At 35.3% G+C, this 26,581-nt stretch carries 20 protein-coding genes and 1 tRNA gene; 12 read left to right on the top strand and 9 right to left on the bottom strand.

What is annotated here, in order from left to right; translation table 11 throughout:
- Nucleotides 1–23: 23 nt before the first annotated feature.
- The gene (locus ACVWYG_RS02860) at nt 24–1,184 is read left to right on the top strand and encodes an aldose epimerase family protein (protein WP_457268620.1); all 1,161 of its coding nucleotides are present in this window, start codon (nt 24–26) and stop codon (nt 1,182–1,184) included.
- A gap of 189 nt (nt 1,185–1,373) precedes the next feature.
- Complete coding sequence (locus ACVWYG_RS02855; RefSeq protein WP_457268619.1) at nt 1,374–2,609, top strand: sugar MFS transporter; 1,236 nt, start codon at nt 1,374–1,376, stop codon at nt 2,607–2,609.
- 604 nt (nt 2,610–3,213) lie between these two features.
- Here the strand turns inward: ACVWYG_RS02855 and ACVWYG_RS02850 are convergent.
- Nucleotides 3,214–5,202 (bottom strand): sialate O-acetylesterase, encoded by a 1,989-nt coding sequence (locus ACVWYG_RS02850; protein WP_457268618.1) that lies wholly within the window; start codon nt 5,200–5,202, stop codon nt 3,214–3,216.
- Nucleotides 5,203–5,619: 417 nt separating this feature from the next.
- Here ACVWYG_RS02850 and ACVWYG_RS02845 point away from each other — a divergent pair, with 417 nt between their 5' ends.
- Nucleotides 5,620–9,804, top strand: a complete 4,185-nt coding sequence (locus ACVWYG_RS02845; RefSeq protein ID WP_457268617.1) for a hybrid sensor histidine kinase/response regulator transcription factor — start codon at nt 5,620–5,622, stop codon at nt 9,802–9,804.
- A 143-nt stretch (nt 9,805–9,947) separates the two neighbouring features.
- Here ACVWYG_RS02845 and ACVWYG_RS02840 read toward each other — a convergent pair whose 3' ends face one another.
- From ACVWYG_RS02840 to ACVWYG_RS02830, 3 genes are all read right to left on the bottom strand, one after another.
- Nucleotides 9,948–13,133, bottom strand: a complete 3,186-nt coding sequence (locus ACVWYG_RS02840; RefSeq protein ID WP_457268616.1) for a glycoside hydrolase family 2 TIM barrel-domain containing protein — start codon at nt 13,131–13,133, stop codon at nt 9,948–9,950.
- A 336-nt stretch (nt 13,134–13,469) separates the two neighbouring features.
- Nucleotides 13,470–14,270, bottom strand: a complete 801-nt coding sequence (locus tag ACVWYG_RS02835) for a 3-keto-disaccharide hydrolase (protein WP_457268615.1) — start codon at nt 14,268–14,270, stop codon at nt 13,470–13,472.
- A gap of 387 nt (nt 14,271–14,657) precedes the next feature.
- Nucleotides 14,658–15,398, bottom strand: coding sequence for a beta-propeller domain-containing protein (locus ACVWYG_RS02830; protein ID WP_457268828.1), 741 nt, complete (start codon nt 15,396–15,398; stop codon nt 14,658–14,660).
- A 344-nt stretch (nt 15,399–15,742) separates the two neighbouring features.
- On the opposite strand from ACVWYG_RS02830, the gene ACVWYG_RS02825 reads away from it, so the two are divergent.
- From ACVWYG_RS02825 to ACVWYG_RS02790, 8 genes are all read left to right on the top strand, one after another.
- Nucleotides 15,743–17,113 carry a tyrosine-type recombinase/integrase gene (locus tag ACVWYG_RS02825; protein WP_457268614.1) on the top strand — a complete coding sequence of 457 codons (1,371 nt, stop codon included), beginning with the start codon at nt 15,743–15,745 and terminating at the stop codon, nt 17,111–17,113.
- A gap of 8 nt (nt 17,114–17,121) precedes the next feature.
- On the top strand, nt 17,122–17,631 hold the full coding sequence (locus ACVWYG_RS02820) for an ORF6N domain-containing protein (RefSeq protein ID WP_457268613.1): 510 nt from the start codon (nt 17,122–17,124) through the stop codon (nt 17,629–17,631).
- A gap of 22 nt (nt 17,632–17,653) precedes the next feature.
- Nucleotides 17,654–18,610 (top strand): hypothetical protein, encoded by a 957-nt coding sequence (locus ACVWYG_RS02815; protein ID WP_457268612.1) that lies wholly within the window; start codon nt 17,654–17,656, stop codon nt 18,608–18,610.
- A gap of 96 nt (nt 18,611–18,706) precedes the next feature.
- Nucleotides 18,707–18,985, top strand: a complete 279-nt coding sequence (locus tag ACVWYG_RS02810) for a helix-turn-helix domain-containing protein (protein WP_457268611.1) — start codon at nt 18,707–18,709, stop codon at nt 18,983–18,985.
- A gap of 179 nt (nt 18,986–19,164) precedes the next feature.
- Nucleotides 19,165–20,043: a hypothetical protein gene (locus tag ACVWYG_RS02805; protein ID WP_457268610.1), complete on the top strand. Its 879-nt coding sequence runs from the start codon at nt 19,165–19,167 to the stop codon at nt 20,041–20,043.
- A 78-nt stretch (nt 20,044–20,121) separates the two neighbouring features.
- Nucleotides 20,122–20,409 (top strand): tetratricopeptide repeat protein, encoded by a 288-nt coding sequence (locus ACVWYG_RS02800; RefSeq protein ID WP_457268609.1) that lies wholly within the window; start codon nt 20,122–20,124, stop codon nt 20,407–20,409.
- Nucleotides 20,410–20,427: 18 nt separating this feature from the next.
- Entirely contained in the window at nt 20,428–20,952 is a 525-nt protein-coding gene (locus ACVWYG_RS02795) for a tetratricopeptide repeat protein (RefSeq protein WP_457268608.1), read from the top strand.
- An 8-nt stretch (nt 20,953–20,960) separates the two neighbouring features.
- Nucleotides 20,961–21,329 (top strand): KTSC domain-containing protein, encoded by a 369-nt coding sequence (locus ACVWYG_RS02790; protein ID WP_457268607.1) that lies wholly within the window; start codon nt 20,961–20,963, stop codon nt 21,327–21,329.
- 558 nt (nt 21,330–21,887) lie between these two features.
- Here ACVWYG_RS02790 and ACVWYG_RS02785 read toward each other — a convergent pair.
- The 5 genes from ACVWYG_RS02785 to ACVWYG_RS02765 form a co-directional block, all read right to left on the bottom strand.
- Nucleotides 21,888–21,977, bottom strand: a tRNA-Ser gene (locus ACVWYG_RS02785).
- 94 nt (nt 21,978–22,071) lie between these two features.
- A complete protein-coding gene (locus tag ACVWYG_RS02780) occupies nt 22,072–23,064 on the bottom strand; it encodes a YihY/virulence factor BrkB family protein (protein ID WP_457268606.1) in 993 nt (330 codons plus the stop codon).
- A 6-nt stretch (nt 23,065–23,070) separates the two neighbouring features.
- Nucleotides 23,071–23,475: an acyl-CoA thioesterase gene (locus ACVWYG_RS02775; protein ID WP_457268605.1), complete on the bottom strand. Its 405-nt coding sequence runs from the start codon at nt 23,473–23,475 to the stop codon at nt 23,071–23,073.
- Nucleotides 23,475–24,530, bottom strand: coding sequence for an endolytic transglycosylase MltG (gene mltG / locus ACVWYG_RS02770; protein ID WP_457268604.1), 1,056 nt, complete (start codon nt 24,528–24,530; stop codon nt 23,475–23,477). The genes ACVWYG_RS02775 and mltG overlap by 1 nt, the downstream gene beginning before the upstream one ends.
- 2 nt (nt 24,531–24,532) lie before the next feature.
- Entirely contained in the window at nt 24,533–25,396 is an 864-nt protein-coding gene (locus ACVWYG_RS02765; RefSeq protein WP_457268603.1) for a PASTA domain-containing protein, read from the bottom strand.
- Nucleotides 25,397–25,591: 195 nt separating this feature from the next.
- On the opposite strand from ACVWYG_RS02765, the gene ACVWYG_RS02760 reads away from it, so the two are divergent.
- Nucleotides 25,592–26,578 (top strand): D-alanine--D-alanine ligase, encoded by a 987-nt coding sequence (locus ACVWYG_RS02760; RefSeq protein WP_457268602.1) that lies wholly within the window; start codon nt 25,592–25,594, stop codon nt 26,576–26,578.
- The last annotated feature ends 3 nt before the right edge of the window (nt 26,579–26,581 follow it).

Here is a 26,581-nt window from a genome sequence, read left to right as displayed (position 1 = left end):
CATCATATTTTAAAATCTATTTAGTGTTAGTAAAAATAATAATGCGCAGTTTGTTCTTTCTTTTTCTGATTTTGACAGCTGCACCTGTCTTCTCAAAAACACTGCCTGATAAGTACAAAGACAGAAGGTCGACAGCCAAACCTTCAATTAGCAAAGCGCTATTTGGGCAGCTAAATGGTCAAAAAATTTACCGATACACGCTTAAAAATAGCAGCGGTATGTTGGTAAAAATAATAAACTATGGTGCTGCAATAGTAGATATAGAATCCCGAGATAGAAATGGGAAGATTGCGAGTGTGGTGTTGGGGTTTGATTCGCTAAAATCTTACACTGGTTCGCAAAATCAATTGCTTGGCTCGGCTGTTGGTCGGGTTGCCAATCGAATTAAAGATGCAAAGTTTACGCTATATGGAAAAGAATATAATTTAACTGCAAATATTCATGGAGGCAAACTGGGTTTTGATAGAAAAGTTTGGGATATTGAGGAAGTTCCCGGTAAGAATCAAATAGCTTTAAAGGCTACTTATTTTAGTGAGGATGGCGAAGAAGGTTTTCCAGGAAATTTACACGTAACCATTACTTATACACTTACCAATACCAATCAACTTAAAATAGATTACGCTGCTACAACCGATAAAGCCACACCAATAGTGCTTACAAACCACAGTTATTTTAATCTATCTGGAGGCAAAGACAACAAGGTACTAAATACTGAACTGCGCATTAATGCGGATAAATACTTGCAAGCCGATGGGAATGCGATGCCTTCTGGTAAATTATTAGATGTAAAAGGAACACCATTTGATTTTACGAGCACAAAGAAAATTGGACGAGATATTTTAAGTGATAATGAACAATTAAAATTTGGACAAGGGTATGACCTTACGTTTGCGTTGCGCAATCAAACTGGTAAACTAGCATTGGCTGCAAGCGCTTACGAACCTTTAAGCGGACGAACGTTAGAAGCTTACAGCACGGAACCTGGGCTTGTATTTTATTCAGCTAATTATATAAGTGAAAAAGTTATTGGCAGAGGCGGAAAGCCTCTCACAAAAAACGCCGCTTTTTGTCTAGAAACACAACATTATCCAGATTCGCCAAATAAGCCAGAATTTCCAAATACTATTTTGAGACCTGGAGAAAAATTTACCTCGCAAACGGTGTTTAAATTCGGAGTTCGGTAATGTTTTTTTTAATTACAAAGTGTTTTATGTTTGATTTTGAAGACTCCTATTATCAAATTTAGATTTATGTAAACCATCTTTTTAGCCGCTAAATTTTATAAGAAAAAAACGTATTATTGGACTATTAAATATGTTCTATTGGTTTAGCCAGTAGCAGTGCTTACAAATATCAATCTAACCAAACTTTCAATGCAAATTAAACCAGCCTTTACCGAGAAAAGATACATAGTTATCTTCATTTTTGTTACTTCGTTATTTTTAATGTGGGGATTGCTTCACTCCATGACCGATTCTTTAAACAAGCATTTTCAAGACGTGCTAAAAGTCTCAAAAGGCCAGTCGGGTTTGATACAATTGTCTGTATTTGGCGCTTACGCTGTAATGAGTATTCCGGCAGGTTATTTTATGAAAAAATTCGGTTACAAGCCTGGTGTAATATTGGGTTTAATGCTGTTTGCTTTAGGAACTTTCTTATTTATACCTGCAGCTAATGCCGGGTCATTTAATTATTTTAGAATCGCATTATTTATCATCGGTTGTGGTATGGCAACGCTAGAAACGGTTGCACATCCTTTTGCTGCGGCGTTGGGAGATCAGCGTACGAGCGATCAACGACTTAATTTTTCGCAGTCTTTCAATGCGGTCGGAACAATTCTCGGTCCACAAATAGCCGCTTATTTTATGTTTGGTGCATCAAATGAAAACTCACCCAGTCTAGAATCCGTAAAAACATTGTATGTTGGGGTTGGTTGCGTAATTGTTTTTATAGCCATCGCTTTTCTTTTTGTTAGAATGCCTAAGCTAACAGATCCACACGGAGAGGAAATTGTAACTGTTAATCCTGCTGCTGTTAATGTAGATGTAGCGCCCGCAAAGAAATTATATCAACATAAACATTTTGTTTGGGCCGTGGTGGCGCAATTTTTTAATGTGGCTGCGCAAGCTGGAACTTGGGCTTTTTTTATAAATTACGGTCATGATGTAATGGGTTTTAGCACGACCACCGCAGTTGAATATATGAGCCTTTTTATGGCAATGATGGCTGCCGGTAGATTTATTGGCACTTATTTAATGCGATTTATTGCCCCTAATAAATTGCTGGCCGCTTTTGCAGCAGGAAGTATTATAATGTGTTTGATAACAGCACAAGGCTACGGGTGGGCATCTTATGCTGCATTGATGATGATAAATTTCTTCTTTAGCATTATGTTTCCAACCATTTTTAGTCTTGGGTTAAAGAACCTGGGTAAGCACACGCAACAGGCCTCTTCTTTCATTTCTATGGGTGTGGTTGGGGGCGCCTTTTTTCCTCTCCTTATGGGTCAAGTGGCAAATGAAAGCGTTGCAAAAGCGTATTATCTACCTATAATTTGTTATGTCGTTATTTTCTTTTTTGGATATAAATTGTATAAGGTTAAGCGTTGAAATCAGCAAGCTAGGAAAATAGAACAGGCGAATTAGGTTTTTGGCTTATGCCTAGCTGTGGAACTATGAAGAAGAAAGAGAGATTATACCGCCCTAAAGCCAGTATTATTTACTTGTTGTCGCACAACGTCCTTCTTATCGGTTTTAGCATATAAAATTTTTTCTGCCGATAAATGGATTGTATTTTACAACTCTACAAGTTTATCTAATTTGGTATTCATTGCTTCAATTAAAGTGGCAAATGGAAAAATCAACAATAAATGAAGAAGAGTCTCATTTGTTTGTCGAATCTTGGCTGTAAAGAACATTTTTACCGTTTAGCCAAATAGAAAATGTCTTGTAAACACAAGTTACTTGTTTTCTCATGCCAGTTTTTTCGAACTTCAAAAGTTCTTAAATAACTCCCTGACTGATTTACTTCAGTTTTATAATGTTAGGCGATTGCCATGGTTAGTTTGTAGGTTACTGCATTTTGGAACTGCGCAGAAGAAATTTTCAGACAAAAAGCAGAAAGTAGATAATTGGGAAAATTAATCTAACTTTCATACTGTAGTTTAATAGTTATGTTGAATTATTTTTTAAAAATTTCGCAGGGGGTCGACGATTACTTTTCTGATGTAAATGTTGCCGCTGGTAATCCCTCTTTGTTAAACAAAGAGCCAAATGCGCCATCGCTCCAAGCGTATCTTACGTAAATAGGTGATTTTACAGATGGTACACTTACTATTAATAGGTTTCCTTTAATGATTGCATGCGCAGATACAAAAACTTTATTAGACCCTGCTATTTCAAAATCGGCCAATTTACCATTTTTAGCTACTAAGCCGCCTCCAATAGAAGCTTTTTCGAATGAAACGATGAGCTGGTTTCCATTAATTATAACGTTTTTAAACAATGGGCCTGAGGTTACCATGTGTTGTCCGTATTCATTAGACAGCGCAAATCTTGCTAAACGGTCGCCAATTTCCTTTTTTTGAGTAGGATGGGCCGAAATTAATCGGCCAATATCTAAGGTGGTAACCATGCCGGTTTTGGGTAGTCTTAACGCCAATCGCTGTGCATTTCTTATTTTTTGGCCTTGTTCCTTTTGTGATGGGTCTGTATAATTGTAAGGCGCAAGCTGAACATAATAGAACGGTAATATTTCACCCCAACGTACTCTCCAATCTTCTATCATCAATGGAAAAAGCTTTTCGTATTGTTTCGCTCTTCCAACATTAGATTCTCCCTGATACCAGATTACTCCTTTAATGCTATATGGTATTATTGGGTTTATCATTGCATTAAACAGTACAGTGGGTGTATTGCTGTTCAGTTCAAATAAATTAGGACGCTGAGATAGTTCTGATTTTATTCCGTAATTGAAGTATTTTCCATCGATTAGCTCATCAACCAATCTCGATTTCCAGTCACCCTCCAAATGAATTACAACACCATTTTTGCTAGTTAGATTCATTTCTCCGGAAATAGAACCCGGCCCTCCGGTATCAGTTAACCAAATACAAACTAAGTTTTTTCCGATATGTAAAAGATTTTTAGGAACTGCGTAATCACGCGGTGCATTTGCAGCATTACTACCTAACATTGCACCAAGTTCTTTTCCATTAATGTAGGTAATATCCATATCATCTACGCCACCTAAACGAAGCTCATAATCGACACTCAAATCTTTTACTTCAAATTCTTTTCGAATCCACATGCAGCCATCAAACTCTCCTTTTTTCAGTCGGTCGTACCTTCCTGGAAAACTGGTTGTGTTCCATTTGGAGTCGTCTAAATTAACTTTACTGGCGTCTATTTCATTAGCGGCGAGCAACTTCCAAGTTGCATCAGTATTAGGTTTATTATAAGTTTTCCATTTTTTTAACCATGTATTTCGATTGATCTGCAAACTTTGCAAACCATCTATTTGATCGTTGAAATCGCCAAGTTTTTTAAGGTTTTCGGCGCTCGTCCAAGCTTCGGCGGGTGTTCCTCCAATGCTGGACTGTATAATTCCAATAGGCACATTTAATTTTTTTTGTAATTTAATTGCATAAAAGTAAGCCGCTGCACTAAATTCCCCAACGTTTTTTGGCGAAAGCGGCGTCCAATTTCCACCCATCGAATCTAAAGGTGTCGCAGAAACTCCAAATGACACTTTTAAAAATCTAATTTTTGGAAAATTAGCACTTGCAATGGCTTCTTTCCCATTCATAATGGTGTCTATAGAACCCCATCCACTTAACGGTAAATCCATATTAGACTGTCCTGATGCTAACCATACCTCGCCAATAAGCACATCTTTAATGGTTATTAACTGTTCGCCAGACCTTATATCAATTTGATATGGCCCGCCGGCCTTCGGCGTTGAAATTTTTAATTTCCATTCTCCGTTTGCGGTTGTTATAGCAGAAATTTTCTTACCCCAACTTGCGTCAACAGAAACAGAACTTCCTGCATTTGCCTTTCCCCAAATAGCTACTTGGTCTTTTTGTTGCAAGACCATGTGGTCTGCAAATAGTCGGTTTACTTTTAATCCTTCTCCTTTATTTGTAAGTACAGGATTAAGAACATGAGAAAATATTGCGATAAAAGAAATCAACAAATTCATATTTTTTATTAAATAATATAACTTGGTCATAAGTCAGCTGTAAACCTTTCCATTCTCGCCCTCACAGTCTAAAGTAAATTTTTAATTATTGTGATAATTAAGCTTGTTTTTATTGGTAGAAAACTAAACTGGTCTTATATTTTACAAATAAGGTGAAATATCAGTCATAAGAGTTGACAGATTATACATTTTAATTGACAATTGATTCATTGTGAAATTCTATTATAGATTTTATCACAAAAAAAAGTCTATTTATGCATTTAATAAACATTCTATTTGCTGATTATTAAATAAGACTGCTAAATTTGAAAAACCTAGTAGCCAAGTAGAAAGCCCCTTTTGTGCAAAACATAAAAGATAAGTAAATCGATGTATTAGATGTTTCCCAAAATCAGCTATCCTGTGAAGTTAAAATAAATGAAGGTTATAAATTTTGTTGTTCGGTACCTAAGAGCTCATCTTAAATTCTATTTTGCGGTCCTTTTAACATCAGTACTTTTTATCGCGGAAGCGAAATCACAATCGTTTCCATACAGAATAAGTTCGCTAACAGTTGACGATGGTCTTTCACATACAGATGCAAATGACATTGCGCAGGATGAGAAGGGCTTTATGTGGGTTGCCACTTTTTTTGGGCTTGATAGGTATGATGGTTATTCCATAAAGAAATACTACAACAGTAATGAACCACTTGATAATGCCTTTAGGAATCGCTTAAATTGCATCTATCCAGATAATAGAGGAAATGTTTGGTTAGGTACAGAAGCTGGAATACAATGTTTTGATGCAAAAACAGAAACCTACATGGATTATAGAGAAGTTGGAAATAAGACGTCTGTGCTAACCAAAATTTATAAGGCAAAAGATGATATTCTTTTCGGACTATCGGGAAATCAAATTAAAATATACATTTTAAAGGATCAGCTAATAACAGAGAAGAAATTTAGCTTACCTATAAACTTTAAGTGTTCTGATATGACGGCCGATAGAAACGGCATCGTTTACCTCAGTAGTAATTTAGGCCTTTGGACATTGAACGAACAAGGAAGCTTGAAAAAAGTTGAAATAGCTGAACTTCCCCAGCGAGCGTTGTCGCGAATTTACTTTGATGCTAAAAATAATTTAGTGTTAACGGCTGAGGATAAGCTGTTTTTAATTTATTCTTCTCCCCAACAAAATTCATCTGCAGAGAGATATTTTACTTTTGTTAAGCAGTTTGCGGTTCCTGATCATAGATCTATTAAAGACATAACAAAAAGCAATAACTCTGATTATTTTATAAATACAGGTCCTAATTTGTATAAATTAGATAAGGATTTTAACCTAATACAAAACATCAACAGCAGAACTTCTCAACACAAATTAAACGCCAACAATTTATCTAAAATATTTATAGATCGTTCAGAATGTCTTTGGATATGCACTTTTGGTGGTGGGGTAAATTATCTCGATTTAAATGAGAAGTTATTTTATACCCTTCAGCACAATCCAGAAAATGAGAATTCTTTATCAGGTAATCACATAAGGTCTGTAGTATCTAACGGGGATGATGTTTGGATAGGCACCACTTCAAACGGACTAAATTTGTACAATTCAAAAAATCAAAAATTTACGCATTATAATAGTTTCAACACGCAGGTAAGGTTAAAAAGTGATGAAATTTCTTCCTTAACCTTAGACAATGATCACAACCTTTGGATTGGAAGCGGCGCAGGCATTCAGATTTTAAAACCGAATAAAACGGATTTATGGCAGCCTTCTGGATATGAAGATTTTCCAAAGTACGTAATAGAAACGCTAACTAAAGATTATTTTGGGAATATATGGTTTGGTAATCATGCTGATAGGTTAGGGGTAATTTGGAAAGATAAAGGAAATAGCTATCACGTAAAATACTACGGCGTTGGATATTTTATCTTTGCCGATAAAAACAAGCCACAACTATTTATCTCCAGTACCGACGGGTTAAAACGTGTAGAGGTTGATAAATTTGGCAATATAATTCAAGAAACTAATTATAGAGCCTCTACGAAACCAAATTCATTAAATTCGAATTATACCTATCCGGTAGTAAAGCAAGACGACCAAACTTATTGGGTGGGAACCATTGGAGGTGGTCTAAACCTATTAAAATTTGGGACCTCAAACTCTTTTGAAATCAAAAATTACGATGGAAAGTATGGCATTTTCAATGATGTGGAAAGCATGGAAATTGATAACCGCGGATACATTTGGATGGGAGGGAATGGCTTGGAACGGTTTAACCCAAGAACTGAAAAAGTAATTAGGTATGACCAGAAAGATGGTTTACAAGGCAATAGTTTTAAAGTTGGATCTTCGTACAAAGGAGCTGATGGAAGACTATTTTTTGGTGGAATTAATGGCTTAAATTATTTTATGCCTGCTCAGATTATATCAAATAAAATTGCCGCCAAGCCCATCTTAACAGATATTCTTATCAATAATAGCAAGCCTAGTTATGGCCATAAAAACTCTACTAAAACATTTATCAAAAAAACGATTAGCTACAGCAAAGAAATATCGTTAAATTATTTGCAAAACAATTTTGTAATCTATTTCTCTTCGATGCATTATGCAAATCCATTAAAATGTAAATATAGATACAAACTTGTGGGCTTTGATAAGGAGTGGAATTATACCGACGGACGAAATCCTAGCGCAGCATACAATAACTTAAATTATAATAGTTATAAGTTTTTGTTGGAGGCATCAAACAATGATGGTGTATGGAGTAAAGAAATCGCAGAAACCACGTTTAATATTACCCCACCATGGTGGAAGTCAACACTAGCAAAGGTTTTTTACGTTTTACTCATATTAATGGCATTAATTGGAATTTACATTTACCAGGCCAGGTGGTACCGCTTAAAAAGAGAACTAGAGGTGCGGGCAATAAATGAGGAGCGACGGGAAGAGATGCATAAGCAAAAGGAAGAACTCTACCAACAACAATTAATTTTCTTCACCAATATTTCACATGAATTTAGAACGCCATTAACGTTGATACTAAGTCCGTTGGAGAATTTGATTAGTCAAAACAAAGACTCTTCACTTGACAACTCTTATCAACTGATGCTAAAAAATGCAAAAAGGCTAATTAACCTAATTAGTGAGCTAATGAACTTTAAAAAGGTTTCTGATAGTGTCATTAAATTACAGGTGCAGCCCATTATCATCAAACAGTTTTGTGAAGGGCTTGCTTCAGAATTTCACAATCTTTCTGTTGGTAAAGACATTCGGTTTAAGATGTCAGATCATACGAAAGATGGATTTTCCATACCTACCATCGGTTGGTTTGATATTCAGATTCTCGAAAAAATTCTTTTTAATTTACTGAATAACTCTTTTAAATATACCGATACAGGAGGAACCATCTCCTTTGATGTTGCTACAGAATTAACCCATTTAAAGTCTTCTTTTATCAAAGAGTTTCGAATAATAAATGAAAATTACAAAGCAGATAGATACTTGTATTTCCGTATCGCAGATTCGGGAATTGGAATCTCTGAGGAATCTATCAATAGAATTTTCGAACGCTATTATCGCATCAGTAAAAGTCACTTGGGTTCTGGAGTAGGTTTAGCGTTAGTAAAAAGCCTAACTTTGTTACATAAGGGCAATATTTTTGTATACAGCGAAAAAGACAAAGGAACAGAAATTATTATTGCAATTCCTTGGGGAGCAAATGATTACACAGATTTAGAAAAGGCAGATGAAGAGACCGACCTTAAAACGCAATTAGAACCTATAGATAACGCTGTTCAGCTACCTTTAACAGATTTGAAAGACCAGCATCACCCAGAGATTTTAAAAGGAAGAAAAAACATTCTCTTAGTGGATGACAATAAGGAATTAAGAAATTTCTTGGCTCAGGTTTTTGAAACACATTACAATATTCTGGAAGCGGAGGATGGATTAGCAGCTATTGAAATTGCAACAGAGACGGTACCAGATCTTATTATAAGTGATGTAATGATGCCTAAAATGGATGGCGTTGAGTTGTGCAAAATAATGAAAGATAAATTTGAAACCTCTCATGTCCCCTTTATTATTCTCTCTGCAAAAGATGCTTTAGATGCAAAAATTGAAGGAATTGAATCTGGGGCAGATTATTATTTTGCAAAGCCATTGAGCACAGAACTGCTACTACTTACTGTAAGAAACATATTTGAGCAAAGGGAGAAAATAAAAAACCATTACAGTAACAATTATTTAGCAGAAGCCACAGAACTGGTTCAATCTGAAAAAGACAAAGCTTTTTTGAACAGATTAGTCCTTCTTATCGAAGAAAATATTCAAGAACCCGGTTTGGATGTAGATTATTTATGTAATCACCTATTTATCAGCAGAACCAAACTCTATCAAAAGATAAAAAGTATTTCAGACCAATCGGTCGGCGAATTCATCAGAACCATAAGGTTAAAAAAAGCCATTCAAATCATGACGCATGAAGATGTGACCATGAATGAAGTGGCTGATAGAATTGGACTACAAAGCAGTTCTAATTTTTCCAGAACATTTAAGCGCGAATACGGAAAATCTCCTTTGCAATTTATGCAGGCGTTGAAAAATGATAAATAGTTAGGCCTATCAACTCATAAAAACACTCAATTCTAATAACCGGTTTTAACAAACAAAGACAGATAGCTTATTAAGCTATCTGTCTTTGTTGGGTTTCTAACGATTATTCGAGTACCTTCCTCATAGAGCAAAAGATGGATGCTTTATTTTTTAAACAATTTTATTTGATAGGTAAAATCTGTAGGTGTTGTATATACTCTATATTGGGGTAAAGGTATTGGGCCGCATCCATTTGAACCAACGCCTAACGTTTTATAGTTCACACAGAAAACAGTGCCTTTGCTCTTTGGTAGATCTATCTTATATGCTACATCTTCCATTTCCTCGTCGCTATAAGGCAAAGCAGATACTTGTAGTAGAGAATCGACTTTATAAATGCCAAAGCCTGTGCCGTTTGATGCAGTTAGTTTTGCCCAACGAACATCTTCGTGGTTGCCCTGTTCCATTGGTTTTTCGTAACCTGTCATTTGGTTAAGCACGCTACTTGAGTAGTGACCAACGTCATAACCGCTTTTACGATCGCCATAAGTTTCCATCGGGCCACGACCCAAATAATCGAACTGGTCAAATTGTTTATTAAGGAACATCCTCACGCCAATTCTTGCCAATACTATCTTAGGGTTGCTAAAATTTAGATGATTGTCAACATTGATTACGCCATTGCCATTGATGGTGTATGTTGCTTGATGGTCGACAGTAAAGTCTTGTTTTCCTTCACCTTTCAAATGTACTTTGATTTCAATTAAGTTATTTGCCAATTTTTTTGCCTCAACATCGCTAGCTGTCCATTTTAAAGATTTCAACCCATTTGTTTCCCAGCCGGCGTAAGCCCACATGTCGTCTTTTTGGTGTGGAGCTCTCCACAGATGTAACATTGGACCACCATTTTCTTGGAGGATGTTTACTCCGTTTTCCGTTATTTGAGAAAAAGTTCCCCTTGTCTTATCAAAAGTCAATGCAAAATTTACTCCCTTAATTTCAACAGTTCCAGACTGGTCTGCCATTGTTAATTCTGCTCCGTTTGAAGCTTTTTCTGCGGGGATGGAAATTGGAAGATCAAATTGTTGTTCTGCGACTTCAAAACCTTTATCTGCCCATATTTGGCTTTTTGCCAGATCAAAAGAAATCCTTAAAAAATATTCGGCACCGGGTGCTGGCTTAATTCTATCAGGTACTTTAATGTCCTTCTCACCGCCTGGGTTAATGGTTCCGAAATTTAATGCGCCAGATGCAATTTTCTCTCCATCTTTACTTAATTCCCATTTGGCCGTCAAGTCGCTCAAATTAGAAAACTGGTACCTGTTTTTAAGCGTGATGAGACCTTTATTTAAGTCTTTCGCTTTAATGGTAATCCATTGATAGGCATGTTTTAGCTCTTGATACTGGGGTTTTGGTAATCTATCGGAGAAAACTACCCCTTTATGGATGAAATACTTGTCGTTTGGTACTTCGCCAAAACCACCACCATATGCGGTTATTGGGTGTTTTGGATCGCGATTATTGTAAATCCCTTGGTCTTGCCACTCCCAAATGGCACCGCCTAGTAATTGAGGATATTTGTCGAAAACGTCATTATACAAATCTACTGACCCCATTGAATTAAACATGGAGTGGGCATATTCGCACAGATAAAACGGTTTTGTAAGCGTGCTGTCGTTTGCTTTTTGCTCCAAACTTCCTATTTGCGTGTACATTTCGCTATCAATATCGGCAGGGTTTTTATTCCCTATGCCAAAGCCTTGATAATGCGTTGGCCGAGTGATATCTATCGATTTAATGGTGCTTAAGATAGCTCTAAAGTTAGAGCCGCCGCTACCACACTCATTTCCCAAAGACCAAATAATAACCGAAGGATGATTTTTAAAACTTTCTACATTGGCTATATTTCTATCAATTAACTCAGCTTTCATCCTTGGGTCTTTATTAAATTCATCCCAAGAACCGTGACATTCTAAATTTGCCTCCGCAACCAAAAAAATGCCATACTTGTCACACAATTCGTACCATCTTGGGTCATCGGAGTAATGGCAGGTACGCACGTGATTACAATTTGCCTGTTTTATCAACACAATATCTTTAACCATTTGCTCGTCTGTGATGGCGTGCCCGTCATCTGGCCAGTTCTCATGACGATTTACGCCCTTTAGCTTTATTGGTATCCCATTAACACAAAATAACCTACCTTTAATCTCTATCTTACGAAAACCTGTTTTAGAAGAGATGGTTTCTAAGGATTTATTTCCATTATTTATATGTAGCACTGTGGTATATAGGTAAGGTGTTTCGGCAGTCCATTTTTCTGGTTTCGTTACTTTTATCTTAAAGTTCACGGTTACTCCTTCACCTGGTTTTAACGCAGGAATTTTTTGACTTTCTGAAACGCCCTTGACTTCTGTGTTTCCGTTGTACAAGGAGACCTGAAGGGTATGCGATTTTAGGGGTTCGTCTCCGTAGTTTTTTACCTTTGCAGCAACAAGCAGATTGGCATCCTTAAAACTTTTATCAAAATCTGTTTTAATGAAATAATCTCTAATGTGTTCTTGTGGCGTGCTCCACAAACTTACGTTTCTAAAAATGCCGCTTAAACGCCACATATCCTGATCCTCTATATAGCTGCCAGTGGTAAAACGATAAACTTCTACCGCGACCATATTTTTGCCAGGTTTTATATATTTGGTAATGTCAAACTCTGCCGCATTTCTACTGTTCTCGATGTAACCCACTTTTTTTCCATTTACCCAAAGAAAGAAACCAGCATCTACACCATCAAACGTTAAGAATATTCGGCGACCATTCCAATCGGTGGGCACCTCGAAATCTCTACGGTAACTACCCACCGGGTTTCTTTCTTGATAGGCGGTCCAGCTTACTGGTGGCGTACTCATTACAGAAGGAAAATCCTTCTTAAAGATGTACGTAAAATTACTATAGTATGGCGTTCCATAACCTTTTACCTGCCAGTTAGATGGTACGGCAATATCATCCCAGCCAGAAACATTATAAGAAGTTTGGTAAAAATTTACGGGGCGTTTTTGCGGCCAGTCTACATAGTTAAACTTCCATGTTCCGTTTAAGCTTCTAAAAAAAGCAGATTGATGACGGTTAGCTGCCAAGGCTTCTTTTAATGAAGCGTAAGGCATTAGTGTCGCGTGAGCGGCTTCCTTATTTACTCCGAAACATTCCGGATCCTCAATTTCTTTTGGGATAGACGCCGTGTCTTTAGTAGAAATCAAGTGATTGTCAGACTGCATTTGGGCAAAACTCATTTTGCCAATTAGGATGAGAAATGCCGCAAGCAACATTCTCATAAATTTTTTATCGATATGCATGGAATATATAGATTTTTTAAGAACAAAAATGAAGTTCTTTCACTGGCAAATTACGCGATATTTTAGAACACACTTATATCAAAAAATGCATTTTAATTTACCAAACGTATTTTTTGGTTCAAATAAAATGCATTCAAAGTAAATTTAATTTTTCTATTCCAGCGGCTCCATCTTATTAACATTACAATTTTAATTAAAATTTTATGGAATGGACTTATTTATCGGTTACAGCGAAAAAAACAAAGCGATAGAAATTATAATTCAATTCTTTTGCGAGCGCGTGATTATACAGAATTCGAAAAGGCAAATGAACGTAAAATGCGTTACGGTATTTGCTCAATCTAACATCTTAATTTTAATGTTTCTAAAATTAATTCCCTGACCTTCTGCTTGCAAAGCGATAAAACCAGAGGTAAGTGGTTTGCCATCAACTTTTATAGCCGGATCGTATCCTATTGCAATGCCGCCACCTATTTGGGGTTTTGTATATTGCAATACCGTATCGCCATTTACAATATGTTTAATGAGTGAATCTTTGTAAACAATTAACTCGCCGCTTACCCAATCATCCCACTTGTAGGTTTTAGAGCGAGAGTTTATGCAATGACGAGGATCTTTTTCATTTTTAAAATAGACGTCCGTTCCGGGAGAGCACATGTTTCCGGTCGGCCTCGCTTCTCCAATTCTTTCTTCAGCCAGTATCTGGTATTCTATAGAAATTGGCCAATCTTGTTCTTTCAAGATGGTTTTTGGATCCTGCGAATGAAACATTACACCACTATTTCGATATGTGTATGATGGGGCATCTTTCATCCATTGATCGGTAAACTGATATTCGAACTTTAAATGATAAGAGGAGTAGGGTTCCTTGTAAAATAGGTGGCCGTATTGTTGATTAAATTCTTTATATCCATCATAATTTACCTGGATCACTCCATCTACCACTTTAAAAGTGTTTGCATAATTTTCGCCAGTAGGGTGGTGATAAAATTTTGGTATCCATCCATCTAGGTTTTTTCCATTAAAAAGCGTTTGCCAATCATTTTCTTTAGCCGTTTTCTTTTGTAAATGGCAAGAAGCAATTACAATAGTTACAATGCAAATAATAGGTAAGATAAAATTTTTTTGCCTAAACATTTAAGAGGTTTTTTAGTTAAGTGTGTGAAATCTTGCCCAAGTTAACCATAATTTTCAATGGGTATATAAGTTGGCTATCGATGTTTTTCGGAAATCGCCTGGCTATATTTTAAATAACAATTCGGTTATTCATTTTTGAAATCCATAAAATGTACTTGATCTAATAAAGCTTAAACAAGCTCTTGTAGCAATATATACTTTTCCTTAATTCACTTCTTCGTAATCAGTTTTCCTTTGTTAAATAAAGTCATTTCTCAAAAAAAAAACGCCCTCAGAGATTCAAATATTATTTAAATATTTTAATGAAAGGAACTATAATAACGGTTAATTTTTAACGATTTTATAAATGCCATACTCCTAATTTCCAGGGCCTGTATCTTGGCGGCTTTATTTAAAGCTTCCAAAATAAAATGCTTTTTGCCCTTTTGATTGGCTAGTTTTATTATTTAATAATTGAATGGTAGTGGATGGGCCTAAATTAGTTGGAAATTCCCAAGAGCGAAGGGCCCAAATAACTTTTTTATCTGGAGTTAATTCTATTGCCTGAATTGGTAAATTATCTGGATCTACTTTGCTATCCCATTGATTAAACCAATTATTCACCAACGTATTCCCGTTATCTAACCTAACAGCCAATTGGGGCATAGTAATTTTATAACCAGGCAGTTCGTTCAACTGGCAATTCCATACAGTTTTACCGTCAGTAGAAAGTTCTCTAACAAAACCGTTGTTGCTGCACACAAGGATATTTCTATTTTTTAATTCAACAGCAGACCATATGCCAGGCACATCAATTGATGAAAGTTGCTTGCCATCGCTATTGTATTCATTTACTTTACCTAAATCCATGTGCGCAACTAGTAGGGTGCCTCTAGAAGTTAATCTAGCGTGTCTTATCTGCCCATGTGTACCGCTTTTAAAAGGAACAGTGAATTCTTTTTCTAACACATTAGTTTTCATATTCATAACAAAAACCTTGGCGGGATTACCGTTTTGAACGAAAACTACATGATCTTTTCCAAAAGGCTCTGCGGTATGCGTTTCAAATCCATCTGGCGCTTTGTAATTCCACAAGACTTCTTTTTTGGTATTTATTAACGTTATCCCATATTGATATCCGAGTAAAATATTTGCCGTGTTTCATTAAAACGGCATCGCGTATTTCGCCACGATCTATCGCATCTAATTTAACTGATGCATATTTTGACATACCCTAAAAACAAAAAAGCCCGCTGATCATAAGATCTGCAGGCTTTTTGTTGGTTTTGATACCATTTTGGCGGAGAGTGGGGGACTTACCGATGCATATATGCGTGTTAGTTGGTTTGTGTTTAATTGTCAAATATCTGTTTAAACCATCCTATTGACTTAATTACACTAAACCTAACTTAACGTTGTTAATAATTTTAGTACCCCCTTTAGTACCCCTATTGATTTTATTATGTATGTTTACATGATAATAGCAACAAGTAATGGATATATCAATTAATAAAGCCCTTTGGTTTGCGATTAGAACTGATAAAGTTTCTAATGATGGCAAAGCACCAATTATTATGTTTTATTCGCTTAACGGCGTTCGAGTAAGATATGCAACAGGTTATAAAATATTTCCTGCATACTGGAGCAAAAAAGAAAACAAAGCGAAATGGTTAAACCAGGCGGAAACCAAAAAGCAATTTCTACTACTTGAAAAGAAAAACTATTTTGCAGAAAGTGAAATAACAGAGCTAAATAATCTTTTGAGTGTAGTTAGCAACGATGTAGCAGATATTGAAAAGGCATTTAGCGTTAATAAAATACCTTTCTCCCCGTTAATGGTTATTACAGAGTTAAAAAACCGTAAGGCAAATAAAGTATCTGGTTTAATTAAAATTGAAGAGACGACAAACTTCTTGTTTGATTTTATGGATAAATATATAGCAGACCATCAAGCAACTAGAGAGGTTGGAAGTTTAACCGTTTATAAATCTGTAAAAAATCATTTGCAGGCTTATCAAAATGCAACTAAACATAAAGTAACTTTTGATACTATAGATTATAATTTTTTCAATAAGTTGCAGACTTTTCTTATCAATAGAACTAAAACAGATAAGGCAGGTAACGTTAGTTCGATGCTAAACAATACAACTATTGCCAAAGCTTTAAGCACGCTAAAAACGTTTCTAGGATATGCTAAGATGCAAGGCGTTAAAGTAAATCCATCCTATAAAGATTTTAGTATTAAAAAAGAAAAGTTGGAGGTTATTGCACTTGAACAAAACGAACTTGATGCAATAATTAATTTAGATTTATCCAACAATAAGCGTTTAGATGTATGCAGAGATATTTTTGTTTTTGCTTGTGCAACCGGGTTACGTCATAGTGATACCGCACAATTAAGGCACGAACACATAAAGGATAATGTCATAACTCTAACTATTAAGAAAACTAAAACTGAACTTTCAGTTCCATTAAATAATATTTCAGCATCAATTTTATCAAAATACAGCAAGGAACTTAAACCGTTGCCTACTATAAGTAACCAAAATCTTAATTATTCTATTAAAGATTTATGCCAATTGGCTAACATTAACGCCCCAACTGAAATAGTACGTTTTCACGGTAAACAAAAAAAAGCGGTTATTTACCCAAAATATGAATTAATACATTTTCACACAGCTAGAAAAACGTTTGTAACACTTTCTTTGGAAAAAGGAATGAGCGCAGAGGAGGTAATGGAAATTACGGGTCATAGTGATTACCGCAGCTTTAAACGTTATGTTAAAGTAACCGAAAAGCGCAAAAAGGTAGTGATGGCCAAAGCTTGGGGAGAAGTTAATAACTTAAAAATCGTATCAGCATAAGTAAACCGATGGAACTACAAACATTAAAAAGCAAAATACACGAGGTAAGAGGTTTAAAATTGATGTTAGACTTTGACCTTGCCGAACTATACGAAACCGAAACAAGAGCCTTAAAACAAGCCGTAAATAGAAATATAGATCGTTTCCCTGATGATTTTATGTTCCAGTTGAGCAAACAAGAATGGCAAGAGCTTATCACAAATTGTGATAACCTACCTGAAACCGCTAAATTTAGCCCTTCTCGACCTTATGCTTTCACAGAACAAGGCGTGGCAATGTTATCTAGTGTGTTAAAAAGCAAAAAAGCAATTGAAGTAAATATTGCCATTATGCGAACATTTGTGTTAATCAGACAGTATGCTTTATCGCACCAAGATTTAACCGACAAGCTTAATGAATTAGAGACCAAATACGACCAGCAATTTAGTGATATATACCAAGCATTAACCTTTTTGGTTGATAAACGAGAGAAAGAGGAAACACAAAAAGAACGGGTTAAAATTGGTTATAAGATTTAATAATTACTTTCCCTTGAAAAAAATGGTACTGGAAAAGTTTAACGAATTTTATGCATTAGCTGAAGAAATCCCTTGCATCATAAATATAATCGACGAGAAAAAGTTCAATGTTTTTATTAATGGAACTGGTATTTTACCAACGCTAGAAATACAAGAACTAGAAATAATAAAAAGTTATTTATCACAAAAATATGCAATCCGATTAGTCGAATTGAGAAACACCTTAATTAAGGAGTTAACATCAAATGACATTTCCACTTCAAATGATAACCAATTAAAAAGCTACTTAAATCACATCCTAGAAAAATTAGACCTCATATCTCATTGCCTTTATGAAGTGAGCTTTATTAAAGAAATAAAAGAAAAAAATCTTTACCCTATCCCACTAAATTTACTACAAAACGAAGATTCAAATAAAAAAATTGAAAAAGTTCAAGAGTTATATTCCGCAGCATTGGAACTAATGCGAGAATATACGAGTGAGGAAAAGCAAGTGCATAGACTTTTAGAATCTGTATTTCAAGAAAACTACAGTATTTACAGTATAATTTCAGAAGTAGAGCAAAAAATAGATTTTATTGCAAGTGATAGAGAAATAAATATGAAAATTGAATCACTACCAGATGATTCGACAATCCAAATTCACGAACTTAAAACTCTAAAAAGTTTATTTAAAGTTGAATCAAACTATGGCGATTTAATCAAATTTATGATTGATGACAAATTGATTAGTAAGAGCGATAACTGTTTAATATGGAGAGGCTTTAGGAGCAACGCTAAATATGAAATAGCATCGTTTCAAGAAGCATTATATGAATCGGGAATGCTCCACAAAAAAGCTACAGATACGGAATTGGCAAATATAGCAATGAATACTTTTTTCGGCTTAAGTGTAACAGAACGCACTATGAGGTCAAAAAAACTTGGCGATAAAATAACAGATTATTCAGAAATGTTAGCTCGCTTTTCAAATTCTTAACTCAAAGACGTAAACCTTTCCGTAAAACTTTCCATCCTTTCCGCAAGTTTTTTATAAGTACTAAATCCTACTGAATTTCGATGAAAAGAAATAACCATGGAAAATTTAGTATTAATCAAAATAGAAGATTTACGTCTGCTAATAAGAGAAGAATTGACAGGTCTGCCACAAGAGAAAGGATTAGCAAAAAAAATTGAATCACCAATAACAACAAAAGAATTATGCCAATTTTTAAGCATTACAGAGCCCACAGTAATACGTTGGCGTAAAAAGGGTAAAATACCCTATATGCAAATCGGCTCGGCTTTACGCTACGATAAAGAAGCTGTATTACAAGCCATATCTGAAAAGAGAAAAGGAGGATTTCAAAAATGAAAGACCTCCCTTTAAACTCTTTATTTCCTAATCAAGATAAAGATACAAAAATTACAGCTTTTCTTAAAAAAATGCCTAGCCTTTATTTTCTGATAAGGGGTTAGAAAATATGGCGAAACGCTTTGATGTTTCTATTGAACATTTAAATAGTTTAATAGCAAATTTGAAAGGATGCAATAATGTGTGACGGTATTCGATTCACTTTTATTGATCTGGCATTCGTAAATGCCTTAGAACACAATTATTTTTCTAACATTAATAGAATCATAGATGAACACGGAGAGCTAAACTCTTATAAAGTCGAAATTAAGGGCTTAAGTATTACAACATATGCACGAAATGGATATACCATAATAAAAGGGAGTTTGCATAAGTATTATAATAATGGAAAACACAATCATAACGATTACACATTCAAAGACCTACGAAAGACCATTGCCAAATTAATGAATGAATTAAACATTAACCCTGAAATCGCACTCATTAGCAACTTAGAGTTTGGTGTTAATATCACTACATTATTTAATCCCGACATGTTCTTAAATCAGCTAATACGACATAAGGACAAAGGTTTTAATGTAATGAAAGTAACTGGTAAGGGTAACGGCAGGAGTTGTTCTTACAATCAATATGAGATTAAAATATATAATAAAGGTTTGCAGTATGGAGTAAGCAGTAATCTTTTGCGGATTGAGAAAAAAGTGATGAGAATGTGCGCTTTAAAATGGAAAAAAATTTACTTAAACGATTTATTAGATATTTCTTTATGGGAACATTGCAAAACAGAACTATTGAATATTTTAAATGATCTTACCATAAACGAGCCGATAAATGAGCTTCTACTAAATAATCATCAGCTTCAAGTTTACAGTTTATTGCCAAACCATGCTAAATGGAGCGCATACAGCAAGAACAATAAAAGTAGGTACAGAAAAATATACAAAGGAATTATCTCTGCCCAGGGTGAAGCCAATTATTATAGAGAACTAAAAGATTTGATTAGCAGAAAATGCGATGAACTAACAAATGCAAATGATACAATTTTACATTATAACTAAATGGTTAAAAGGTAACACCGAGATTGCAGGTAAATAAGAAAGTTCACTACATTTATGCAAACCTTAAATTTCTTTATTATGAAAAGCTCAACAGTGCTAGTTCTTTTCTGTTTATGTTTTCTAAAAGTTGCGCATGGACAAAACTATATAAAGTATTTTGATATGGGCCATAAAAAGTTTTCCAGCAAAAACTATAAAGGCGCAATTATAGATTATACAAGAGCAATTAAACTTAATCCTAATGGCTCAGGTGCTTACTATGAAAGAGGGTTATCTAATTTTAATTTATCTTCCTATGAGAATGCAGTTTCAGATTTTACAAAATTCCTTAAAATCCGCCCGAATAATGCGGAAGGTTACTATTAAAGAGCTTATAGTAACAGGATGTTAGAGGGAATTGATTATAATATTGTACTGAAGGACATAGATAAGGCTGTATCTTTAAATCAAATGGATGCCAATTACTATAATTTCAGAGCAAATATATTATCTAGTTTGAATAGACGTAAAGAAGCCTTTGATGATTATAATAAAGCACAAACGTTAACAACTGACAAGGATGTACTTTGGACAATTTATTTCAACAGAGCAGGATTACGAATAGATCTACTTGATTACAGGGGTGCGATAGAAGATGTAAATAGATGCTTGGCCTATCGCCGTAAAGATGCGGATGCATTAGACATAAGGGCTACTGCCAAATATGAATTGGGAGATTATTATTCCGCAATTGATGATTGTGATAAATCAATCGAAATATCTGCTTTCTCCCCCATGAAGTATTATTTTAGGGGTATGTCAAAAATCAAACTAAATAGAAAAGATAGTGGTTGTAAAGATTTAGAAATGGCAAAAAGTTTGGGTGAAGATTACAGAATCAGTAGAGCGATTGCCGAATATTGTCAATAAGCACATTCATGAAATCAAAAATTAAATCTATTTTCTTTCTTTGGTTAATATATTTGCCTTTATTTGGCTTTCCTCAAAATTGTAATAAGCTGCCAAAGAAATTTTCAACATATAAAGATGCTGAAAATAGAATAACGAGTGCCAAATTTAATTTTACAGATAACATTAATACGTCGACAAGCTCATTTGTAACTTCTGCTAATTTCTACAGTTGCGACAGTAAAATAGGATATTTGATTATTGGCTTGAAAGGTCGGTTATATATACATCAAAAAGTACCAACTGAATTATGGATTAATTTTAAAAAAGCTAGTTCATTTGGAAGTTTTTACATAAATTATATTAGAAATAAATATCCACTTCATCTTACAAAGTAGCTTGTCTCCTCTCTGAAAAGTGATAGTAACTGTAGAATTTTTATCATTTTGTGATTTCGGCAGTTTAACAGCTAAAAGCAGTGCATTATAAGAAATATATAATGTTCTTAAACTCATGTAAGTATGTGTTCTCTGTAACTCTACTTTCTTGGAATTTTTTCTACATATTTTTTGTTCAGTGATTATACCCTATTGATTGAGTCCGAGACAAGTCAAAGCAAATCCGATTCCTTTAAGTGGGGTGGGTCAAACTTGCTATGTTAATTTTAAATTCTATGGTAGAAACAGTAAACCCCAATAGATCAGAGGGATTTCAAATGCCTGTTCAAAAAAAACGTAAATACAAATTTACTTCAATTGTTTCTTTGAAAGCTAAAAAAGGGTTCTAACTTAATAGTAACCCTTTTAGATTTTATCCTAATAGCGACAAAAGGACTCAACAAAGATAGCTATTTGATTTTTAAACCGCTGAAAAGTACCCCCTTTGATACCCCTTTTAGTTCTTTATAAACAAAAAATGCCCTTAGATAGTAACTAAGGGCATAATTTCGTTTTTAGTGGCGGAGAGTGGGGGATTCGAACCCGCGGACCCTTTAACAAGTCAACAGTTTTCAAGACTGCCGCAATCGACCACTCTGCCAACTCTCCGCCGCAAAAGTACAAACTCAAAGCAATTCTGCAAACTTAGAATGGGTTTTTTTTTGAAAAAGTCGCTAATTGGTTAAAGACTAGGCAGAAAAAGTTAATTTTTCTCTCTCTCGGTATCTTGGCTGGAGGATTCTTTAAAAATATTGAAACGAGGTTTCGATACCTTATAAACCTTTTTACTTACTTGTATGCTCGCGTTTAACTCGAAACCAATCAGTAATATGAGAGAATTTAAATACAACCAAATCATAATAACGATCAGCGTACCTATTGACCCGTAAACTTTGTTATAAGATGCAAAGTGGTTGATGTAGAAAGTAAATCCCCAAATGGTTAAAAAAGCCAGTACAGTAGCTAAAAATGCTCCAGAACTAAAAAGTCTCCACTTTTTAATATGCGACGGTCCGTATCGGTATAATATCGAAATGTTTATAAAATACAATGCCACTAAGAAAACCCATTTTATAAGCACAATGATGTTGTCTACAATTACATTATGTTTAAAGTGTAGGTGGAGTTGGAGATAATCGCGTAAATAATCGCTTGCGGCTAATGCACCGATGCAAACTATAATAGACATAACAATTGCGAAAGTAAGCACCAGCGCGACTAGTCTTTTCCTTAACCACCCTCTAGTTTCTACGATCAACGAAGAACTATTGAAGGCTTTCATAAGATTTACTATGCCATTTGTAGCGAAAAAAATCGCTGAGAAAAAACCGAATGACAACAAACCGCCGTTTTGATTTTTTACAATGTCCTTTAAGGTAGTTTCAAATGCGGTGTATGCATTGCTAGGAAGCAATAATTGGATGATGCTGAGCAATTGATCTTGAAAATTATGAATGGGTACAAAAGGAATTAGTGTAAACAAGAAAATGATTGCTGGAAAAATAGCCAGCATAAAGTTATATGCCAACGACGAAGACTTATTCAAAAGCTCATCTTTTCCTATTTCTTTGAAAAAAAAAGTCGCAACGGTGTAAAGTGGTAGGGAACTGAAACCAGGAAGAATGTAGTGCTTCGTCCAGTTTATAAAATCTCGGTAGATTTTAAATTTTAATAAGTGTTTGTGAAGCCATTCCATTAAATTTTAAAAAAAAATTGCCAGTCGTTCCATAAAACTTTCTGGTGGATGAGTTGGACGCTTCGTACGCATATCTACGAATACAAGTGTCGTTTTACCAATGTGCACGAGTTCTTCTTTTTGATTAAATACTTCGTACTCGAAAAAAATTCTAGCAGTTGGTAAATTTTTTATTGTGGTTTTTATAGTTATTAATTCGTCGTAATAGAGCGGTTTTATGTACTTGCAGTTTAGTTCCAACACGGGCATCATTACCCCTGCTTCCTCCATAGCGCTATAGCTCATACCTAAACTTCTTAGCATTTCCACTCTCGCTACCTCGAAATATTCGGCGTAGTTTCCATAGTAAACGTAGCCCATTTGGTCTGTTTCGCCATAACGGGTCCTAATTTTTGTCTCGTGGCTAAACATTATTTAAAGATTTTACGCTTATTTAAAGCTTCCCTATATTTCCTTGCGTTTGCATTGTGCTCTTCTTGTGTAGATGCGAAATTGTGATAACCGGAGAAATCCTCTTTGGCACACATATAAAGATAATTGTTTTTATCGTGATTTAACACGGCATCTATAGCGTTTATGCTGGGCATCATAATCGGTCCAGGTGGCAAGCCCGCATATTTATAGGTATTGTATAAAGAAGGAATTTGTAACAGCTTATTAGTAACGCGTTTTACGGTAAAATCGCCATTTGCAAAAATTACTGTCGGATCTGCCTGTAATAATTGCCCTTTGTTTAATCGATTCAAATATAAACCGGCTATGATTGGCATTTCCTTATCATAAAGCGCCTCTCCGTCTACGATTGAAGCTAAAATAGTAACTTGGATAGGTGTAAGGTTTAAACTTGTTGCCTTTTGTTTGCGCTCAGTTGTCCAAAAAGAATCGTATTCTTTGTTCATTCGTTTGAAAAAATCAACAGGTGCTTCATTCCAATATACGTTGTACGTGTTTGGAATAAACATTGTGTACACATTATCTTGATTGAAGCCATATTTAGTCAGCAAATCACTAGAATCTAGCACGTTTATAAAATGTGTCGAGTCAGCCTCTAAATTTTTGGCTAAAAAAGCTGCAAAGTTTTCTTTTGTACGTAAGTTATGGACCTTCAGTTTAACTGGATCCTGATTTCCAGCCTTGATCATGTTCACTACCGTTCGGTTGGTCATCCCTTTTTTAACCAGATATCTCCCCGGTTTTAGGTTCTCTGGAAGTTTCATTTTAGCTGCAGCTTTTTTAAAAGATTCAATGCTGCTTACTAAATCTTTACTTTCAAGTTCTTTAATCACGGCATTTAAATCGCTGCCAGTTCTAATATACAGGTACTTTTGACTTCCGGTAAAATTCGGTGCAAAAAAGGTTTTGTAAAAATTGAGCATAAAATATCCTCCCACCAAAATGGCCAGGCAAACAACTACAATCGTTATCTTCTTGCCATTGCTCAGCTTATTTTCTATTTGATCTGCCATGATTATTTTCGTAAAGGTTTTATAGGTTTGGAAGCATCAGGATTGGTTGGGTTGTTTTGTTTCGGCTGTTCTACGGAAGTGTTTGGATCTGCGATGACTTTAGACCGATTGGACAATTTAATGTTTATCCTCGTTCCGATAGAAACTTTACTAGCGGAATCTACCGGCATCGGATCTTGTGAGGTAATAACAGCATTTGCACTATCTGTGATCGTTCCCTCGTACATAATTGTGCCCAAAGCCAGCATAGATCCTTTTAAACTAAATTTCGCCTCGTCCATCGTCAGTCCGGTAAGTTGAGGAATATCTACCTCCTCGCTGCCCCTTCCATCGCCGAGCACCAAGTTGATTCTAGAACCTACCGGAATGTTGTCTCCTGTTTTTATCGGTTGGCCGCCAAATGATGTTTCCAGAACAACGTCCCTGCTAATGTCTGCTTTATAGGTAGTATCACCCAGCTTCAACCTAGAACTTTCCAAAATTGCTGTCGCTTCTCTCAGGTTTTTAAACTCTATGTTAGGAAAATTTGTGTCGGGTATTCGACCGGCATTTATGGTTAGGTAAACAGTTCTATTGTCTTTTACAAAAGTATTTGCATCAGGATCTTGGTCTATCACAAAACCAGGCGGCTTATCCATAATAAAGACAGAATCTATTTCGTACTTTAATCCTGCATCTTCCAGTTTTTGAACTGCCTGAGCCAGGATAAGACCTTTAACCTGTGGAACATTCAAACCTTCTCCGTGTTTCGTATAGTATCTTAAACTAAAAAAGGCAGCTCCCACTAAAATAATCACAGTAACAAAAGCAGCAATTACAGTATTTCTAAAAGAAGACGTTTTTAGGTAATCGGTAAATTTAGGCATGAATGAATAAATTTGTTTAAACGCAATAACTTAGGATAAAAGTGCGACTACCAGTAAAAATAGTTAGCTTCTTTAAACTACCTTAAAAGTAACACATGTAATATTCCACGTTAAAATTAATAAAGCACAAAGATATTTATATTTTTGAACTTATATTTTAAACATCAGTTCATTTTTAAGTAACTAAAATCCATCATGAAAAAAACCATTGCGCTATTCACCGGAGGTACCACAGATGAATGGGTAATTTCTTTAAAAAGTGCAGCGACAATTGCTCACAACATTGATTCGGAACTTTTTGATGTTTATAAAATTATTTTAAATGATCACAGCTGGTTTTATGAGCCGGCAGATTCAGTAAAAATCGAAATAGATAGAAACGATTTTTCCCTCACCATCGACGGTAGAAAAATTAAATTTGATGGTGTTTTCATTGCCATTCATGGTTCGCCAGGAGAAGACGGCAAGCTGCAGGGTTATTTCGATATGCTAAACATTCCTTACACCACTTGCGATGCGATTACCTCTGCAGTTACAATGAATAAGGCATATACAAAAGCCATAGTTTCCGGCATTAAAAATCTTCATGTTGCAAAATCCATACAGCTTTTTAGGGGATTAGAAAAAGAATATGATCAAGTTCTTGACCATTTAACGCTTCCTTATTTTGTAAAACCAAATTGTGGCGGAAGCAGCATAGGCATGAGTAAAGTTACCCGAGGCGATCAATTGGCTATCGCAATGGAGACTGCTTTTAAGGTCGACAAGCAAATTTTAATTGAGGAATTTATTGAAGGTAGAGAATTTACCGTTGGTGTGGTAAAGTTAGATGGTAAAATTATTGTTTTGCCGAGCACCGAAGTAAGCACTGAAAAAGAATTTTTTGATTTTGAGGCAAAATATACGCCTGGAATCGCCATAGAAACTACGCCTGCAAAGATTAGGAATGAAACCAACAGCAGAGTAAAAGAAATAGCAACACTCGTTTACGAAAAACTGAATTGTAGGGGAGTAGTTCGAATAGATTTTATTCTTATCGGCGACGAAGGTGATTTTTATTTTATTGAAATAAACACCGTGCCGGGACAAACGGCCACCAGTTTTATACCTCAGCAGGTAGCAGCTATGGGCTTAACGTTAACGGAATTCTACACAAAATTGATGCAGGAAACTCTATTTTAAACT

Source organism: Pedobacter sp. UYEF25, from assembly GCF_054061655.1.
Note: the sequence above shows the minus strand (reverse complement) of the source record. Positions and strands in the feature narration are given on the sequence as shown.